Genomic DNA, 17,696 nt, shown 5'->3' on the forward strand with positions numbered 1-17,696 from the left:
GTCACCACGAGAGGCGCAGCGGCAGGTCGAGGTAGCGCGCGTAGCCGGCCAGGGCCGCCTCCACCCGGGACCGGAGCGCGGCGTCGAACGGGGTGAGCTGCCGCACGGTCACCGTGACGGCGGACTTCCCGAGCGTCCGCTTCCAGGTGCCCGCCACCCGGCCGCCCTGGACCACGGTGGACTGGAACATGCCGTTGTTGCCCGGGACGACCGCGTTGGCGTGCGCCGGGTCGAGCATCAGCGTGCGGTCCCGGAAGCCGAGCAGGTATTCGTCGAAGCCGGGCAGGGTGTGCACGTCGTCGACCGGCTCGCGGGGCGCGTCGAGCAGCGCGGCGTCGACCACCGCCGCGACCCCGTCGACCTCGACGGTGGCCAGGGCGTCGCCGGCCGCCGCGAGACCGCGCCGGGCGTCGGTGACGGTCAGGCCGGTCCAGCGGGCCAGGTCCTGGGCGGTGACCGGGCCGTGGCTGCGCACGTAGCGCCGCGCCAGGATGCCGAGCGCCTCGTCCCGGTCGGGGCGGCGCGGGTCGGGCACCCACTCGTCCAGCAGGGCGAACGTCTGCTCCTTGCCGACGTGCGGCGCGATGCAGGTGACGCCACGCTGGCTCGCGTACCAGAGCAGGTGGTAGCCCCGCTGCCCGCCGGTGTCGAAGCCGGCGCCGTTGAGCGTGGCCAGGCACTCCGCGCGGGTGAGCCGGCGACCCCCGGCCAGCGCGGCGCCGAGCACGTCGGCGGCCCGGTCCGCGTCGGCCTCGGTGAGGCCGAGCTGCGCCCGGCGGGCCGCGACGCCGGCCAGGGCGCGGACCCCGCTCACCGCCAGCATCCAGTGGGCGTCGCGGGACGGCACCAGGTGCACCGTGCCGCGCATCGGCCAGGTCCGCAGCGCCTCCCGCCGCTCCAGCGCCGCCCGCACGTCGGCCTGGGTGCGCCCGGGCAGGCGTACGCCGAGCGACCATTCGCCGCTCGCCACGTCCTGGGCCTGCATGGCGCCGAACCACTCCACCACCTCGCCCACGCCGGCCGGGCGGGCCACCGGGTGTGGGCGCAGCAGCAGGCTGGTCATCCGCAGCGCCAGCGCCTCCGCGCCGGTGAGCCGTACGGGCACGGCCGCCTCCCGTCGATCTGGACGGCCAGCATAGGCGCCCCGACCGACGTTTCCGGCCCGACCGGGCGGGTGGGCCGGCCGCCCACCCGCCCGGGATGCGGGGGGTCAGCGGTCGCGGCGGGCGCCCTCCGGCACGTCCGCGTCGACGACCTCCCGGCGGACCTGCGCGTGTGCCGGCCGTTCCTCGACCACCTCGTCCCGGGCCAACCGGACCCGCTCGACCGGCACCCGCTCCTCGGCGCGGACCACCTCCGGTGGACCGTTCGCCCGCGGCGGCGGCTGCTCCGGCACCCGGACCGCGCCCTGCCCGGGCAACTGGTAGTGCCGGTAGAGCAGGGTGAGTTGGTCGACGCCGAGGGGCTGGTCCGTGCCGCGTGCCACGGCGGGGGCGCCACGCACGGTCGACCCGTCGTACGGCAGCCGCACCCGGCCCGCCTGCAGCCGGGCGCCGTGCAGTGGGGCCATCGACTCGTCGCGCGCCGCGACGCCGGTCTGCACGCCGACCCAGGTCGGCTCCCCGGCGGCGTCGGCCCAGACCTGCGCCACGCTGCCGATCGTGGCGCCCGAGCGGTCCTGGACGTCCTGCCCGTACAGCGCACGGACCTGCTGTTCGGTCAGCCGCATCGTTCGTCCTTCCTCTCGAGGTCCACGAGAGGATCCCCGGGCGGGCGGACGGCATGCCGGGGGAGCCGGGCGAATAGGAGGAGCAGCGCCGCGCACCCCTGATCGCGCTACGCCAGCCGGTCGCTGGCGGAGCGCGATCCCCCGTTCAGGTTCCCGGTGCGGGGCGGCTGCTCTGCCGGCACCGGTGCGAACAGGATCCCCGGTGCCGGGATTCCGGGAGGCGGTTCCCCTGGGAACTTGCGCAAATCTTGAGCAGCGGCAAGTTATCGATCCCCGTGATGGTCCGCCCTCGGCCGGCGCCGTTTGTCGCCGCAAGTAACGGGTAGACGCCGGAGCTGACTTGACACCGAGGAGGAAACGTCTGATGGATGGCCAGGTCAAGGCCGCGGTGATCTACTACAGCGCGACCGGCATCACCTACCAGATGGCGCAGTCGGCGGTCGAGGCCGCCGGGGAGGCCGGAGCCGAGGTACGCCTGCGCAAGGTTCGTGAGCTGGCGCCGGACGAGGCGATCCGCTCCAACTCGGGCTGGCAGGCGCACCGCCTGGAGACGCAGGACGTGATGGAGGCCCAGCCGGACGATCTGGCCTGGGCCGACGTGGTGATCTTCGGCTCGCCCACCCGATACGGCATGATCGCCGCGCAACTTAAGCAGTTCATCGACACCACCGGGCCGCTCTGGGCCAACGGTGCGCTGGCCAACAAGGTCTACAGCGGCTTCACCTCGACGGCCACCTCGCACGGCGGCCAGGAGGCGACCCTGCTGTCCTTGTACACCGTCTTCTACCACTGGGGCGGCATCGTGGTGACCCCCGGCTACACCGACCCCAGCCAGTTCGTCGCCGGCAACCCGTACGGCGGCTCGCACACCAGCAACAACGGGGAGATCCCGCCGGACCACGTGGCCCTCGCCGCCACCGCGCTGACGGCGAAGCGGGCGGTGCAGATGGGCGCGGCGCTGAAGCGGGGACTGGCCGGCTGACCGGTACGTGGCGACCGGTGGCCGGACGGGGGCTCTCGGCCCGCCCGGGCCACCGGTCGTCCCTGCCCTACCCCCGATTCTCCGGTCCATGCCCGGTCAACGCCGGGCGGACGAGCAGATGCCCGAGCAGGTCCGCGAGGACGGCCAGGCCGTCGCGGCTGAGCACCGACTCCGGGTGGAACTGCACGCCCGCGAAGCCGGACCCGCGCAGCGCGTGCACCGCCCCGTCCACCGGATCGCGGGACAGCTCCACCGGGCCGAACGGGGTGGCGAGCCGGTCCGCTCCGGCCCGGGCGGTGAAGCTGGCGTAGAAGCCGACCCGGCGGGGCGTGCCGAACAGCCGTACCTCCCTCTGCAATCCCTGGTAGGGCGCGTCCCGGCGGTGCAGCGGCAGCCCGAGCAGCCCGGCGAGCAGCTGGTGGCCGAGGCAGACCGCGAGGGTCGGCCGGCCGGCCGCCACCAGCTCGGCCAGCAGCCCCCGCATCGCCGCCATCTTCGGGTCGGCCAGCTCGGTCGGGTCGCCCGGGCCCGGACCGACCACCACCAGGTCGTACCCGTCCACCGGCCCGGGGCGGTGCCAGTCGCGGCGCCGCACGGCGAGCCCGAGCGCGCCGAGCTGGTGGGCGAGCATCCCGGTGAACGTGTCCTCACCGTCCACGATCAGCGCCCGGCGACCGGCCAGCCCCGGCAGCGCGGTCGCGCCCGGGTTCCGCTGGTCCAGCCAGAACCGGGCCAGCGGCGCGTTGCGGGCGGCGAGCGCGGCCCGCACCTCCGGGTCGTCGGCGAGCGACCCTTCCCGGTCGCGGCGCGGCGTCAGCCCGGCCGATCGGGAAGGGTGGTCCGGCCGGTCCGGCCCCGGGCGGGCCGAACCGGGCAGCTGGTGGTCGGCCACCGGGGCGTCCGGCGCGAGGCCGAACGCGGCGAGCACCCCGGCGGCCTTGGCGTGCGTCTCCGCCACCTCGCCCTCGGCGGTAGAGTGCCGGACCAGGGTCGCCCCGACCGGCACCCGCAGCTCGCCGGCGGGGGAAAGCTCGGCGGTCCGGATCAGGATCGGCGCGTCGAGGGTCTGCCGGCCCTCGGCGTCCCGGCCGAGCAGGGCGAGCACCCCGGCGTAGTAGCGGCGCCCGGACCGCTCGTGCCGGGCGATCACCCGGCACGCGTTCTCCATCGGGCTGCCGGTGACCGTCGGGGCGAACATGGTCTCCCGCAGCACCTCCCGCACGTCGAGCGAACCCCGCCCGGCGAGCAGGTACTCGGTGTGCGCCAGGTGCGCCATCTCCTTCAGGTACGGCCCGACCACCTGGCCGCCGTGCTCGGCGACGGTGGCCATCATCTTCAGCTCCTCGTCGAGCACCATGTACAGCTCCTCGACCTCCTTCGGGTCGTGGAGGAAGCGCAGCAGCGCGTCCCGGTCGGCCGCCGCGCCGGTGTGCCGGAAGGTGCCGCTGATCGGGTTCATCATGACCAGGCCGTCGTCGACGCTGACGTGCCGCTCCGGGCTGGCCCCGACCAGCAGCCGGGTCCCCGTGTGCACCACGAACGTCCAGTACGCCCCGCGCTCGCGCAGCAGCAGCCGGCGCAGCGCGGCCAGGGCCGCCACCAACGGCTCGCCCACCACGGTGGCCCGCAGGGTGCGGTGGATGACGAAGTTGGCACCCGCGCCGCGGCCGATCTCCTCGGCGAGCACCCGGCCGACGGTCTCCGCGTACTCGTCGTCGGAGATGTCGAAGGCCGCGTCGCGGGTCACCACCGGCGTCTCGGGCAGCGCGGCCAGCACCTCGGCGAGGGGGATCCGCCGGTGCTCCTCGACCGCCAGGCACTCCAGCGGCGTGCCGTCGTCGACGCAGGCGAACCCGCGCTCGGTCACCTGCCGGTACGGGACCAGCGCCAGGGTGCGTGGCCCGGGTGCCCCGTCGGGCAGCGGGATGTCGGCGAGCCGGTCGGCGGTGCGTACCGGGCCGGTGAAGAGGTCGAGGTGGTCGGCGCCCTCGCGGCGGACGAGCGCGAACGGGCCGGGGTCGGCGCCGGCGGCGACGGCGGCGAGCGGGTCGTGCGGGCGGGTCATCGGGTCTCCTCCGTGGGCCGTGGCCACCCTGCGGGGCGACCCGGTGTGCCGGGGAGTGAGACCGGCGGCCGCCTCGTCGGGCGGCCGCGTGGGAAAGCTACGCGCGGGGGTGGGCCGCCGGGTCGGCGGGCCACCAGCAGGTCAGGTGCGCGGGCATGGCGATCACTGTACGCGACCGCGTCACCGCGGGGAACCCGATCGCCGACCCGCTCGCGGATCTTGGCTTCGGCTTCGCCCCCGGCGGGTAGGTTGACCGGCGATGAACATTCTCGCGCTCGACCTGGGCACCTCCTCGGTACGGGGACTCGTGCTGGACGCGGACGCCACCCCGCGCCCCGGCGCGCTGGCCCGCCGGAAGGTGCACCTGGTCGCCGGCGAGGACGGCACCGGCACCCTGGACGGCCCCGCCTACCTCGCCTCCCTGGTCGAGTGCCTGGACGAGCTGGCCGCCGGCGGCCACCTGCGCGACGTCGAGCTGGTGGCGACGTCGGCGCAGTGGCACTCGGTGCTCCCGCTGGGGGTCGACGGCGCCCCGCTCGGGCCGGTGCTGACCTGGATGGACACCCGGCCGGAGCCGCTCCCCGGTGCCCGGGGTCCGGTGGACCCGGAGGCGTTCCACGACCGCACCGGCGCGTGGTGGCACCGCTGCTACTGGACGCTGCGGCTGCCCTGGCTGCGGGAGCGGGCCGGGGCGCCTGTCGGCTGTTTCGTCGGGCTGGTCGAGTACGTCCTCGGCGCGCTGCTCGAGGAGGCGCCGATGTCGGTGTCGATGGCGTCCGGCACCGGGCTGCTCGACCTGCGCCGGCTGGAGTGGGACGTCGAGGCGTGCGAGCTGGCCGACGTACGTCCCACGGACCTGCCGGCGCTGGCCCCGCAGCGGTGGCACGGCCGGCTGCGCGGCGAGCACGCCCGGCGCTGGCCGGCGCTGGCCGAGGCCCGCTGGGCCGCCCCGCTCGGCGACGGGGCCGCCTCCAACGTCGGTTCCGGCTGCGTCGCCCCGTCCCGGGCGGCGATCACGGTCGGCACGTCCGCCGCGGTGCGCCTCATCCAGCCGGCCCCCGCCGGCGCGGAGCTGCCGCCGCTGGCCGACCAGCTCTGGCGGTACCGGGTCGACCACGAGCACGTGGTGACCGGGGCGGCCTACTCCAGCGGGGGGAACCTGTACGCCTGGGCGAGGCGGGAGCTGCGCCTGCCCGAGGGCACCGAGCTGGAGGCCGCGCTGACCCGGGCGAAGCGGCGCCTGGGGGCCCGGGCCGATCCGCGGCTGGGCGGGGACCGGCCACCCGGGGTCGCCCCGGCCGGGTCCGGGGCGCTGTCCGGGCTGAGCTTCGGCAGCACCGCCGTGGACGTGCTCGCCGGCCTGATGACCGGCCTGTGCCGGATGATCGCCGACGACCTCGCGCTGCTGGAGTCGGGCGTCGGCGACCCGGTGGAGGTGGTGCTGGGTGGCGGCGCGATGGCGGCGTCCGCCTGGTGGCGCGGGGCGTTCACCGAGGCCCTCCACCCGCGTACCGTGCGCTACCAGCGAAATCCGGAGGTCGGGGCGACCGGCGCCGCGCTGGTGGCCACCGGCCGGATGGCCGAGGCGGCGCTGCTCGACGGCATCGGCCGGACGGACGAGCCCGCCGAGCCGAACACCGTGGGGCGGGCCCGGTCGGGCTGACCTTCCTGGTCGCGGTCAATCAACCCGTTGACACCGCCCGGTGGCCTGGTTGGATGGACCCCGCTCCCCGTCGTGCGGGAGCCGTGGGGAGGGACCGAGGAGGCAAGTGTGGGCGCAGGTCCCGACCCGGCACGTGGGCCGGCGGCGCAGCAGCGCCCGGTCCCGGCCGACGACCGGCCCGTGCCCCGCCGACGACGCTCGGCCTTCCGGTTGCGGGACTGGCGGATTCGCACGAAGCTCGCCACCGTGCTGGTCCTCCCGTCGCTCGCCTTCCTGGTGCTGGCGGGCGTGCAGACCGCCGGGCTGGTGGGGCGGACCACCGCGCTGAGCGAGTTCGCCCAGCAGGTCGGCATCGGCCGGCAGATCACCACCGCGGTGGACCAGCTCCAGCAGGAGCGGGACCGGGCCGCCGGAGAGCTGGCCGCGCTGCGCCAGGCCGAGGGCAGCGCCGACCGGGACGCGGCGGTCGCCGCCCTGGAGCCCCTGCAGGCCGCGTCCGACCGGGCGATGGCCGAGCTGCGGCAGGCCGCAGAGCCGCTCGCCGACGCCGACGCCGCCTGGCGGGTCTCCTATTCGCAGGCGCTGGAGGCGTACGACCAGGTGGTGTACATCCGCGCGGCGATCCCGCCGGCGGTGCTCAGCAGCGAGACCATCCTGGGCAACTACCACCGGGCCGTGGCCGCCCTGCTCAACCTGCTGGCCGAGCCGTCACCCGGTGACGACCAGCGGGCGCTCACCGACGCCGTGCTGCGGTACGTGCAGCTCTCCCGGGTCAAGGAGCTCACCTCCCGGGTCCGGGCCGAGCTGTACGCGGCCGCCCGCGCCGGCCGGTACGAGGTCGACGACCAGGCGACGCTGACCGACCTGCGGGCCCAGCAGCTCACCGCGCTGGGTGCGTTCCGGACCGCGGCCACCGCCGATCAGGTCCGCCGGTACGACCAGACGTCGCTGGATCCGGCGTTCGTGTCGGCCAGCAAGTTGGAGGAGAAGACCCTGCCCAGCGGCACCGCCGAGCCGGCGCTGCTGCCCGCGCCACAGTGGTGGGCGGCCAGCGAGCAGCGCCAGGAGCTGCTGCGCCAACTGGAGGGCGAGGTCCTCGACGACGCCGTACGCCGCGCCGACGCGGCCAGCACGCAGCAGTTGCGGGCCACCCTGCTGGTGGTGGGCGGCATCCTCGCGGTGCTGCTGGTGGCCGTGCTCGTCTCCCTGCTGGTCGGTCGCTCGATCGCCCGGTCGATGCGGCTGCTGCGCAGCCAGGCGCTGCGGATCGCGCAGGTGGAGCTGCCGCACACCCTGCACCGGCTGCGCGTGGTGGACCGCCCGGTCGGCGCGATCGAGGTGCCGCCGGCCGTGCTCGGCTCGCAGGACGAGATCGGCGAGCTGGCGGAGGCGTTCGTGGCGGTGCACCGCAGCGCCGTCGACGTCGCGGTCGAGCAGGCGATGATGCGGCGCAACGTCAACGCCATGTTCGTCAACCTGGCCCGGCGCAGCCAGGTGCTGGTCGAGCGGCAGCTCGAACTCCTCGACGAGCTGGAGCGCGAGGAGAGCGACCCGGAGCAGCTGGAGAACCTGTTCAAGCTCGACCACCTGGCCGCCCGGATGCGGCGCAACGACGAGAGCCTGTTGGTGCTCGCCGGCACGGAGTCCAGCCGGCGGTGGAACCGGCCGGTGGGCCTGGGCGCGGTGCTGCTGGCCGCGAGCGCCGAGATCGAGCAGTATCAGCGGGTGCGCCACGAGTACCACCCGGACCTGCACGTGGTCGGGCACGCCGTCGGCGACCTGGTGCACCTCTTCGCCGAGCTGCTGGAGAACGCCACCGCCTTCTCCCGTCCGGACACCGTCGTGCGGGTCCGCACCCGGGGGGAGGGCAGCGGGGCGTTGGTGGAGATCGCCGACGAGGGGCTGGGGATGAGCCCGGCCGCGCTGGCGGAGGCGAACGCGGTGCTGGCCGAGCCGCCGGCGGCGGACGTGGCGGCCTCCGAGCGGATGGGTCTGTTCGTGGTCAGCCACCTGGGTGCCCGGCACCGGATCGAGGTGCGGTTGCGGGCCGGTCAGGAGGGGCTGGTCGCGAGCGTCCGGCTCCCCGCCGAGCTGCTGGCGGCCGCGCCCGGGGCCGAGCTGGGCCAGCTCTCCGCGCCGCGGATGCTGACCACCCAGGTCGCCGCGGCATCCCGCCTCGCGTTCGGCGCCGGCCCGCTCCGCGCGGCGACCACCGAGCTGCCGGTGGCCGGGCGCCCGATGGCGGCTCCGGCGGCGCTGCCGGTGTCGCCGTTGACGGGGCTGCCGCTAGGCGGCGGTGCGCCGCCCGCGACGCAGCCGCCCACCGTGGGCCGTCCCGTGCCGTCCGGTACGCCCGGGGGGACGGCCGTGCCGGGGCCCCGCACGGTGCCGGGCCGGGCCGAGGACGTGCTGACGCCGTCGACCGGGTCGCCGGGCGGCGGCGGCTGGTTCTCCCGCCAGGGGCCGTCGTCGTCGGTGCTCGGGGTGACGCCGCCGCCCGTCGAGACGCCGGTCACCGGCGGGACCAACGAACGGGGCCTGCCGGTGCGCGTACCGATGGCCCAGCTCGCCGCCGTCACCGAGACCGCCCCGAGCCCGCACGCGCCACGACACGACCCGGATCCGGACGCGGTCGGCGGCGTGCTCTCCCGCTTCTACGGCGGGGTACGGCGGGCGGAGGCCGAGGAGACCGCAGTGCTGTTCATGCCGCGCGACGAAGGGGGACGACAACAGTGACGACGTTGAGCCAGGAGGCACGCGACCTGAGCTGGCTGGTAAACGCGTTCGCGGAGCGGGTACCGGGGGTGGCGCACGCCGTGGTCGTCTCGTCCGACGGCCTGCTGGTGGCGATCTCCGCGTACCTGCCCCGCGACCACGCGGACAAGCTCGCCGCGGTGACCTCCGGTCTGATGAGCATCACCGCCGGCGCGGCCCAGATGTTCGACGGGGACGTCGTCAAGCAGACCGTGGTCGAGATGGGACGGGGCTACTTCCTGGTCATGCAGATCCGGGACGGCTCGATCCTGGCCACGCTGGCCGCGGCGGACGCTGACATCGGAGTGGTCGGCTACGAGATGGCCCGGCTGGCGAAGCAGGCGGGCGAGATGCTCACCCCGGCGCTGCGCGCCGAACTCCAGCAGGCGTTGCCCCGCTGAGCGGGGCCGCCCGGCCGGCGGCGCTGCGCCCCGGCCGGGCCGCGCTCGTCAGAGCCCGTTGCGGCGGATCACCTCGCGGTACCAGTGGGCGCTGCGCTTGGGCACCCGGCGTTGCGTCGGATAGTCCACGTAGACCAGCCCCCACCGCTGCTCGTAGCCCTCGGCCCACTCGAAGTTGTCCAGCAGCGACCAGACGTGGTAGCTCTCCAGCGGCACGCCGTCCCGGATCGCGCGGTGGGCGGCGGCGAAGTGGTCGCGGAGGAAGTCGATCCGGGCGGCGTCGTCGACCGTGCCGTCGGCGGCGAGCGTGTCCGGGCAGGGCAGCCCGTTCTCGGTGATGGTGAGCGGGATCCGGCCGTAGTCGCGGGTGACCCGGGTGAGGATGTCGTACATCCCCTCGGGGTGGATCTGCTGCCAGTCCGCCTCGGAGGTCGGCCACTTCGTGGCGATCCCGCCCTGCCCGGTGACGTAGATGGGCGTGTAGTACTGCACCGCGAGCAGGTCGACGGGGCTGCCGATGACGGCCAGGTCGCCGTCGCGGATCCCGCGTGCGACGCGGCTGTCCGGGCCCAGGTCGGCCAGCACGTCCTGCGGGTAGGCGCCCTTGAGGATCGAGTCGAGGTAGAGCCGGTTCTCGTAGCCGTCGTAGAGCCGGGTGGCCGCGGCGGCCTCGGCGGTGTCGTCGGCGGGGTAGCAGGGGTGCAGGTTCAGCGCCGGGCCGATGCGGCCGGGCGCCCCGCTGGCGCGCAGCGCACGGACGGCGAGGCCGTGGGCGAGCTGGAGGTGGTGGGCGACCAGGTACGCGGCCTCCGGGTCCTGCCGGCCGGGCGCGTGGTGCCCCCATAGGTAGCCGTTCTGCACCACGGTCTTCGGCTCGTTGACGGTGAGCCAGACCGGCACCCGGTCGCCGAGGGCGCGGAACACGACGTCGGCGTAGTCGGCGAATCGGCCGGCGGTGTCCCGGTTCTCCCAGCCGCCGGCGTCCTGCAGCGCCTGGGGGAGGTCCCAGTGGAACAGGGTGGCCATCGGCGCGATGCCCCGCTCGTGCAGCCCGTCCAGCAGGCGGCGGTAGAAGTCGAGGCCGCGGTGGTTGGGCCGGCCGGAGCCGTCGGCCTGGATGCGCGGCCAGGAGATGGAGAAGCGGTAGCTGCGCAGGCCCAGGTCGCGCATCAGGTCGAGGTCGGCGGCCCACCGGTGGTAGTGGTCGGCGGCGACGTCGCCGGTGTCCCCGTTGCGGGTCCGGCCCGGGGTGTGGCTGAAGGTGTCCCAGATCGATTCGCCCCGGCCGTCCTCCTTGGCCGCGCCCTCGATCTGATACGCCGAGGTGGCGGCGCCCCAACCGAAGCCGGCCGGGAAGCGCAGCGCCCCCGGCGCGGACTCCGCGCCGTCGGGGACGGTGCCGGGCGGGTCGTCGCAGCCGGCGACTGCGGCGGTGGACGCGGCGGTCCCGGCCACGGCCGTGCCGGTGAGCCCGGTGCGGGCCGCGCCGGCGGCGGTGGCGGAGGCGGCGGCGCGGCGGAGCAGGCGCCGTCGGGTGAGTAGCGACATCGGGTTTCTCCTCGGAGTGACTGGCCGCCCGACGGCCGGGAGCGCTCCCAGCATAGGCTAGGCGTGGTCGGCCGCGTCCCGCGGGCGGATCGGTGCCGCCGGCCTGGGTCCGCCCGCAGCGGAGGCCGACCGGGCAGCGGGGAACCGGAGCGGCCGGTCGGCCGACGGCCTGGTTCCCACGGTCAGGCCGGGTGGGCCGGTCGGCTGGCCGACGCGGCGGACGGGCCAGCCCACCATTCGGTCGTTAGACGAACTTGCCGCGAAAAAGGCTGCGAAAAACCGGCGGTCGCGGGACCACGCGGCGGCCGGGAGCGGAGTAACGTACATCACCGGAGAGGCCGCTCCCCCCGTGGCGGCCTCTCTTTAACTTTCCGGCCCGCCGTCCCCATCGGACGGCGGCGCCGGGTGCCGCAGCCCCGGGTGACCGGGCGGCAGGGAGCGCCGGATCACTACCCAGCTCACCGCCAGCGCGGCCGCGACCAGCGGCCAGGTCAGCGCCACCCGGGCCACCACCAGCGCGATCACCTGGCCGCCGAGCCAGAGCGGCACGAAGACCGCCAGCCGCAGCAGATGGGTCGCCGCCCAGACCCAGCTGCCCCGGCCGTACGCCCGCAGCAGCGCCGGATCCCGCCGCCACCGGCCGCGCTGCCCGAGCGCGGCGCCGACCACCACCCCGAGCAGCGGCCAGCGCACCACGATGCTGACCACCCAGGCGAGCCCGCTGGCCGCGTTGGAGGCCAGCTGCACCAGGAAGAAGTCGCTGGCCCGCCCGGTGCGCAGGGCGATCAGCGCGGCCACGCAGACGGCCAGCAGCCCGATGAGCACCGAGCGCGGCCGGTCCCCGCGGCGCAGCCGCCAGCCGGCCACCGCCGCGCCGGTCGCCACCGCGGCGGCCACCCCGCCCCACAGCCCGGCGGCCAGCCAGCCGACGGCGAACGCTACCGGCGGCAGGGTCGCGTCGACCGCACCTCGCCGGCCACCGAGCAGGTCCGCCAGCGACTCCGTCCGCTCGTGCGGCGGTCGCTCCCGCTCCGGTGTGCTGGTCACCTGTCGCCCCCTCCAGCTGTGCGTGCTCAACCTATCCGGACGGGGCCGAGGGCTCGACGAGCGCCGGGCCCGACGGGCCGTTACGGTGTGCGGGTGCGCGAGACGGCAAGGGGTTGGACCGCGGTCTGGTTGGTCGTCATGGCCCTGGCGCAGGCGGTCGCGTTTCTCCTGGTGTGGCGCTTCGGCGTGCACACCCGGCTGGGCCAGTGGCTAGACACGGTCGCGCTGACCGGCAACCGGATCGGGCAGAGCCGCATCGACGGGCCGGTGGACCGCATCCTCAACGCCATGTCGGTGGTGTCCCTGCTGGTGGTCACCGCGATGATCGGCTTCATCGCGCTGATCCGGGGGCGTAAGGCGCTCGCGCTCACCGCGACCCTGCTGATCGCGGGTGCGAACGCGAGCACCCAACTGCTCAAGCACTACCTGGTCCGCCCCGACTTCGGCGTCGACCCGCAACGGGCGGCGGTCGGCAACAGCCTGCCGAGCGGGCACACCGCCGTGGCCGCGTCGGTGGCGGTCGCGCTGATCCTGGTGCTGCCCGCGAAGCTGCGGGTGCTCGGCGCCTTCCTCGGCGCCGGCTACGCGGCGGCCGCCGGGGTGGCCACCCTCTCCGCCGGCTGGCACCGGCCCAGCGACGCGGTCGCCGCCTATCTGGTGGTGGGCGGCTGGGCCGCCGTCGGCGGCCTGGTGCTCCTCTTCTTCCAGCGGGAACGGGCCGAGGTCTCCCCGGCCGACGCGCACCGGACGGCCGCCGCGCTGCTCGGCCTCGGCGGGGTGGTCGCCCTCGTCGCGTCCGGGCTCGCCCTCGCCTGGCTGGCCGCCCGCTCCGGGACGCCCGCGGACGAGCTCACCCGCCGTCCGCTCTTCGTGGGGTACGCGGGCAGCGCGGCCGGCATCGTCGGGACGATGGCCGTGGTGGCCGCGCTGGTCCTCGCGGTGGTGCACCGCCTGGTGCCCCGGTACCGGGGCTGATCAGCGGTAGAACGTGCCGACCATGGTGCCGCTGGCGAACTCCTTGTCGGTGAGCGCGCGGTGCACGTCCTCGGCCTGGGGCGAGTCCGGCAGGTCGATCGGGCGTTCCAGGGCGTAGAGGCGGAAGAAGTAGCGGTGCGGGTCCTCGTGCGGTGGCGGGTGCGGGCCGGCCCACCCGGTGGTGCCGAAGTCGTTGGGCCATTCCCGGCCCCCCAACGGCACGCCGCCCTCGACGACCCCTTCCGAACGGGGCGAGATTCCGGTTACCAGCCAGTGCAGGAAGGGAGCCTTCCCGGCGTCCGGGTCCTCGACCATCAGGACCAGCTCGGTGGCCTCGGGAACCTGGGACCACTCCAGCGGTGGCGAGACGTTTCCCCCCTCCCGGGAGAAGCGTCCGGGTAGCAGGTCGTGATCGTTGAAGGCGGTACTCCGCAGCATGATGCCGGCCATCGTTCGGCGCCTCCTCTCCTCGTCCCGCGGCGCGTACCCGGCCGCCGGGCGACGAAACGGCGGGTGGCAGGCTGGGCCGCCGAGGACGGACCGGACGGGGGAGGACGGATGGAGACGGTACGCAGGGCGTTCCAGGACGAGTGCGGGCGGCTGGAGGAGGTGCTGCGGGGTCTCGACGAGGCGGACCTGGACCGGCCCACACCCTGCCCGCCGTGGGCGGTGCGGGACCTGCTCGCGCACGTGCGCACCGGTGCGGGACGGCTGGTCGAGATGCTCGCCGCGCCGGCTCCCGAGCGGGCGGAGGTGGACGCCGCCGGCTACTTCGGGGCGGCCAAGTTCGCCCCGGAGGTCGACGACGCCCGGATCGACAGCGCCCGCCGGGAGGCGCGCGAACTGGCCGGCGTACCCGAGGTGGCGGAGGGCTTCGGGCGGGCCTGGCGGGCGGCCGACGCGGCGGTCGCCGCGCAGCCGCCGGAGCGGCTCGTCCGCACCCGGCACGGCGACCCGATGACGCTCACCGAGTTCCTGCGTACCCGCGTGGTGGAGGTCGGGGTGCACGGCCTGGACCTGGCCGACGCGCTGGACCGGCGGCCGTGGCTGACGCCCACCGCCGCGGAGGTGGTGGCGGAACTGCTGGCAGCGGGCCGGCCGGTGCCCGACGGGCTGGGCTGGGACGCCCTGACCCTGGTCCGCAAGGCCACCGGCCGAACCGAGCTCACCGCGCGGGAGCGGGCGCTGGTGGCCCGGTCCGGCTTCCGCTGGCTCGCCTTCGGCGGCTGACCGCCGCCGACGACGTCACGCGGCGGTGCGGCGCAGGTGGTCCAGGACGATCGGGTCGATCCGGCCGGGGACGATGCGCTCCTCCAGGTTCTCCACGCCCGCCCAGGAGGCGAGCGCGTCGTCCAGGCCGGCCGGCCCGACCGGGTGACCGGCGGTGGCCAGCCGCGCCGTCACCTCCTCGGCGAGCGGGCCGGTGAGGTCGCGCAGGGTGGCCGGGTCGGGCTTGCCGAAGAGCATGGTGTGCACGTCGAGCAGGCGGCCCAGCTCGGTGACCGGGTCGGGGTGGTCGTCCACCCGCAGGTCCACCAGCTCGTCGCCGGTGCCGGCGTAACCGCCGCGCCGCTGCACCACCAGCAGGCCGGCGCTCTGCCGGCCCCGCCGGTCGCCGCCGGCCCGGTCACCCGCGTGCAGCGCGGCCAGCAGCCGTTGCGGGAAGGGCAGTTCGCTGTCGCCCAGCCAGGCGTCCCGGATCGCCTCGACGACCTGCGGACCGGCCAGGATGTTGCCCTGCACCGCCCAGCCGTCGCCGGCCTCACCGCCGGCCCACGGGTGGCAGCGCGGCCCGGTCCAGGTGGCCCCGTCGCCGGTCGCGCCGACCACACCGAGCTGCCGATCGTCCCGACCCGGGTCGGCGGCGACCAGGCCGGCGACGGCGTCCGCGGCGGCCACCCCGCTGCGCAGCAGGGCCAGCCCCTGCCCGCGGTACGCCAGGTTGACGTGCGCCTGGGTGGCCACCGCGCCCACCTCGGCCTCGGCGGCCGGGACCAACGCGCCGGCGGCGAGGAACTTGCTGGCCACGGCGACGCCGTGCAGGCGGCCGTCGGCGGACCGGGCGACGATCGAGAAGGTCACTCGCGGATGGTAGCGCCGGGTCGGGCGCGAGGACGCCCCGCGACCCGTCGGGACGTCGCCGCCGCCGGGCGGCGTTCAGACCCGGTGGTGGCGGGGTGGGCGGCCCGGGTCACCGCCTCGGCGGTCGCCTCCCGCCGTCGGTCCAGCCCACCTGGCAGTCGTAACACTCATTCCGGGCGCGCCGGTGCCGATCGTGCGGATCGTCCCGGTCCGGGATCTTGCCCGGCGCGGCGGCGAGCGGGCACCATCGACCGGTGACGAATCGATGGGGCATGACGGTGCCGCTCAGCGGCATCCCGCTCGCCGACCACGCCCCGGTCTACGCGGCCCTCGACCGGGCCGGCTTCACCGACGTCTGGTCGTCGGAGGTCGCCGGCACCGACGCGTTCACCCCGCTCGCGCTCGCCGCGGCGTGGCAACCCGGGCTCCGCCTCGGCACGGCGATCGCCCCCGTCTTCACCCGGGGACCCGGGCTGCTCGCGATGAGCGCCGCCGCCCTGGCCGAGGCCGCCCCCGGGCGGTTCGCGCTCGGCATCGGCGCCTCCTCGCCGGTGCTCGTCCGTGACTGGAACGCCACCCGGTTCACTGAGCCGTTCCAGCGGACCCGCGACGTGCTGCGCTTCCTGCGCGCCGCGTTGCGCGGCGAGACCGTCGACGAGGTCTACGACACCTTCACCGTCCGCCGGTTCACCCTGGAACGTCCGCCGGCCGTGCCGCCGCCGGTGCTGCTGGCCGCGCTGCGCCCCGGCATGCTGCGGCTGGCCGCCGCCGAGGCCGACGGCGTGATCCTCAACTGGCTCTCCGCCGACGACGTGCCGACCGCCCTCGGCGAACTGGGCGAACGCCGGCCCGGCTTCGAGGTCGCCGCCCGGATCTTCGTCTGCCCCACCGAGGACGCCGCGTACGCCCGGGCGCTGGGGCGCCGGCTGGTCACCGGCTACCTCACCGTGCCGGCGTACGCGGCCTTCCACCGGTGGCTGGGCCGGGAGGAGACGCTCGGCCCGATGTGGGCGAAGTGGGCGGCCGGTGACCGGCGGGGCGCCTCGGCGGCCGTACCGGACGAGGTGGTCGACGCGCTGGTGCTGCACGGCTCACCCGAGGAGTGCGTCGCCCAGGTCCGCCGGTACGCCGAGCACGGAGTGGACGTACCCGTGCTGGCGGTGCTGCCCACCCCGGAGTTGGCCGCCGGCGGCGCGGCCGCGCTGTCCGCGTTGATACCCCGGTTGGCGCCCGGCGGCGAGGAGGGCAGCTGACATGAACCTCACCGATCGGGTGGTCGTGATCACCGGCGGGGCGGGAGGCATCGGCAGCGCCCTCGGCCGCCGGTTCGCCGCCGAGGGCGCCGCCGTGGTCGTCCTGGCCGACCTGGACCGCGACGCGGCCCGGGCGGTGGCCGAGGGGATCGGACCGGTCGTCCACGGCGTCGGCCTGGACGTCACCGACGAGGCGCAGGTCCACGCGCTGGTCGACGAGACCGAGCGGCGGTACGGGCGGATCGATCTGTTCTGCGCCAACGCCGGCGTGGCCACGGGCGGGGGAGTGGACGCCCCCGACGCCGACTGGGCGCGGGCCTGGCAGGTCAACGTGATGGCTCACGTGCACACCGCCCGGGCCACGCTGCCCGCGATGCTCCGGCGCGGCCAGGGCTACCTGCTCTTCACCTGCTCGGCGGCCGGCGTGCTGACCGCGGTCGGCGACGCCCCGTACACCGCGACCAAGCACGCGGCGGTCGGCTTCGCCGAGTGGCTCGCCATCACCTACCGGGACGCCGGCATCCGGGTCAGCGCGCTCTGCCCGCAGGGCGTGGACACCCCGATGCTCGCCGACGGCCTCGCCGCCGGCCACCTCGGCGCCCGGGTGATCGCCGCCTCCGGCGCGGTGCTCACCCCCGACCAGGTCGCCGACGCCACCATCGCCGGGCTGGCCGAGGAGCGGTTCCTCATCCTGCCCCACCCGGAGGTCGCCAGCTACGCCCGCCGCCGCGCCGAGGACCCGGACGGCTGGCAGGCCGGCCTGCGCAAGCTGGTCCGCAAGCTGCGGGCGGCGAATCAGTAGGAGGAGCCGCCGTCGCTACCGCCGCCGTCGTGCCCGCCCCCGTGGCCGGCGGCGTCGCCGTACACGCTGTTCTCCAGGATCGCCCCGGAGTAGCGGTCCACGGGTGCGGCGCCCCGCTCGAAGGTGTCCCGGTGCGGCCGCGGGCCCGACCGGCGCAGCTCGCGCGCGGCCCGGCGGGCCGCCGCCAGCTTCTCCTCCCGGCACGGCTCCCGTCGGGTGTGCAGCCTCTGCCGGCGGGCGACGACCAGGAGAACGCCGGTGAGGGCGGCGCAGGCCGCGGCGACCGCGGCGACGACCGCCCAGGCAGGTGCGGACATGCCCCGACGGTAGGACCGCCGGGCAAGCCGTCAGCGCTGCCCCGTCGGCGGTGTCCGTCAGCGGCGTGCAGACCGGGG

The 17,696-nt window shown here is 75.9% G+C and carries 16 protein-coding genes; 8 read left to right on the forward strand and 8 right to left on the reverse strand.

Annotation, left to right across the window (positions count from 1 at the left end):
* Position 1: 1 nt before the first annotated feature.
* The gene (locus Q2K19_RS21600; RefSeq protein ID WP_302763237.1) at positions 2–1,105 is read right to left on the reverse strand and encodes a winged helix DNA-binding domain-containing protein; all 1,104 of its coding nucleotides are present in this window, start codon (positions 1,103–1,105) and stop codon (positions 2–4) included.
* A gap of 105 nt (positions 1,106–1,210) precedes the next feature.
* Entirely contained in the window at positions 1,211–1,729 is a 519-nt protein-coding gene (locus Q2K19_RS21605; protein ID WP_302763239.1) for a hypothetical protein, read from the reverse strand.
* Positions 1,730–2,093: 364 nt separating this feature from the next.
* Here Q2K19_RS21605 and wrbA point away from each other — a divergent pair, with 364 nt between their 5' ends.
* Positions 2,094–2,711: an NAD(P)H:quinone oxidoreductase gene (gene wrbA / locus Q2K19_RS21610; RefSeq protein ID WP_302763241.1), complete on the forward strand. Its 618-nt coding sequence runs from the start codon at positions 2,094–2,096 to the stop codon at positions 2,709–2,711.
* 67 nt (positions 2,712–2,778) lie between these two features.
* Here the strand turns inward: wrbA and Q2K19_RS21615 are convergent, their stop codons facing one another.
* On the reverse strand, positions 2,779–4,776 hold the full coding sequence (locus tag Q2K19_RS21615; protein WP_302763243.1) for an anthranilate synthase family protein: 1,998 nt from the start codon (positions 4,774–4,776) through the stop codon (positions 2,779–2,781).
* 259 nt (positions 4,777–5,035) lie between these two features.
* Between Q2K19_RS21615 and Q2K19_RS21620 the strand changes: the two genes are divergently transcribed.
* The 3 genes from Q2K19_RS21620 to Q2K19_RS21630 all read left to right on the forward strand — a co-directional run bounded on the left by Q2K19_RS21620 (position 5,036) and on the right by Q2K19_RS21630 (position 9,594).
* Positions 5,036–6,439, forward strand: a complete 1,404-nt coding sequence (locus tag Q2K19_RS21620) for an FGGY family carbohydrate kinase (RefSeq protein ID WP_302763245.1) — start codon at positions 5,036–5,038, stop codon at positions 6,437–6,439.
* Positions 6,440–6,547: 108 nt separating this feature from the next.
* Positions 6,548–9,175 carry a sensor histidine kinase gene (locus Q2K19_RS21625; protein WP_302763246.1) on the forward strand — a complete coding sequence of 876 codons (2,628 nt, stop codon included), beginning with the start codon at positions 6,548–6,550 and terminating at the stop codon, positions 9,173–9,175.
* Positions 9,172–9,594: a roadblock/LC7 domain-containing protein gene (locus tag Q2K19_RS21630; RefSeq protein ID WP_446839619.1), complete on the forward strand. Its 423-nt coding sequence runs from the start codon at positions 9,172–9,174 to the stop codon at positions 9,592–9,594. Before Q2K19_RS21625 ends, Q2K19_RS21630 begins: the two co-directional genes overlap by 4 nt.
* Before the next feature lie 48 nt (positions 9,595–9,642).
* Here the strand turns inward: Q2K19_RS21630 and Q2K19_RS21635 are convergent, their stop codons facing one another.
* Together Q2K19_RS21635 and Q2K19_RS21640 are read right to left on the reverse strand one after the other, a co-directional pair.
* A complete protein-coding gene (locus Q2K19_RS21635) occupies positions 9,643–11,142 on the reverse strand; it encodes a GH1 family beta-glucosidase (protein WP_302763250.1) in 1,500 nt (499 codons plus the stop codon).
* Positions 11,143–11,505: 363 nt separating this feature from the next.
* On the reverse strand, positions 11,506–12,189 hold the full coding sequence (locus Q2K19_RS21640) for a DUF3159 domain-containing protein (protein ID WP_302763253.1): 684 nt from the start codon (positions 12,187–12,189) through the stop codon (positions 11,506–11,508).
* Between the two features lie 87 nt (positions 12,190–12,276).
* Here Q2K19_RS21640 and Q2K19_RS21645 point away from each other — a divergent pair, with 87 nt between their 5' ends.
* On the forward strand, positions 12,277–13,164 hold the full coding sequence (locus tag Q2K19_RS21645) for a phosphatase PAP2 family protein (protein WP_302763254.1): 888 nt from the start codon (positions 12,277–12,279) through the stop codon (positions 13,162–13,164).
* On the opposite strand, the gene Q2K19_RS21650 is transcribed toward Q2K19_RS21645, so the two are convergent.
* Positions 13,165–13,614: a YbhB/YbcL family Raf kinase inhibitor-like protein gene (locus Q2K19_RS21650; RefSeq protein ID WP_302763255.1), complete on the reverse strand. Its 450-nt coding sequence runs from the start codon at positions 13,612–13,614 to the stop codon at positions 13,165–13,167.
* Between the two features lie 108 nt (positions 13,615–13,722).
* Between Q2K19_RS21650 and Q2K19_RS21655 the strand changes: the two genes are divergently transcribed.
* Positions 13,723–14,394, forward strand: coding sequence for a maleylpyruvate isomerase N-terminal domain-containing protein (locus Q2K19_RS21655; protein ID WP_302763256.1), 672 nt, complete (start codon positions 13,723–13,725; stop codon positions 14,392–14,394).
* Positions 14,395–14,409: 15 nt separating this feature from the next.
* Here Q2K19_RS21655 and Q2K19_RS21660 read toward each other — a convergent pair whose 3' ends face one another.
* The gene (locus Q2K19_RS21660) at positions 14,410–15,246 is read right to left on the reverse strand and encodes a DUF1028 domain-containing protein (RefSeq protein ID WP_302763257.1); all 837 of its coding nucleotides are present in this window, start codon (positions 15,244–15,246) and stop codon (positions 14,410–14,412) included.
* Positions 15,247–15,518: 272 nt separating this feature from the next.
* On the opposite strand from Q2K19_RS21660, the gene Q2K19_RS21665 reads away from it, so the two are divergent.
* Both Q2K19_RS21665 and Q2K19_RS21670 read left to right on the forward strand, forming a co-directional pair.
* Positions 15,519–16,499, forward strand: a complete 981-nt coding sequence (locus Q2K19_RS21665) for an LLM class F420-dependent oxidoreductase (protein WP_302772693.1) — start codon at positions 15,519–15,521, stop codon at positions 16,497–16,499.
* Between the two features lies 1 nt (position 16,500).
* The gene (locus Q2K19_RS21670; RefSeq protein WP_302763259.1) at positions 16,501–17,301 is read left to right on the forward strand and encodes an SDR family oxidoreductase; all 801 of its coding nucleotides are present in this window, start codon (positions 16,501–16,503) and stop codon (positions 17,299–17,301) included.
* Here Q2K19_RS21670 and Q2K19_RS21675 read toward each other — a convergent pair.
* Entirely contained in the window at positions 17,295–17,618 is a 324-nt protein-coding gene (locus tag Q2K19_RS21675) for a hypothetical protein (RefSeq protein WP_302763260.1), read from the reverse strand. The two genes, Q2K19_RS21670 and Q2K19_RS21675, sit on opposite strands and share 7 nt — an antisense overlap.
* Positions 17,619–17,696 lie beyond the last annotated feature (78 nt).

Origin of the sequence: Micromonospora sp. NBRC 110009 (genome assembly GCF_030518795.1) — a bacterium.
Classification (GTDB): Bacteria; Actinomycetota; Actinomycetes; order Mycobacteriales; family Micromonosporaceae; genus Micromonospora.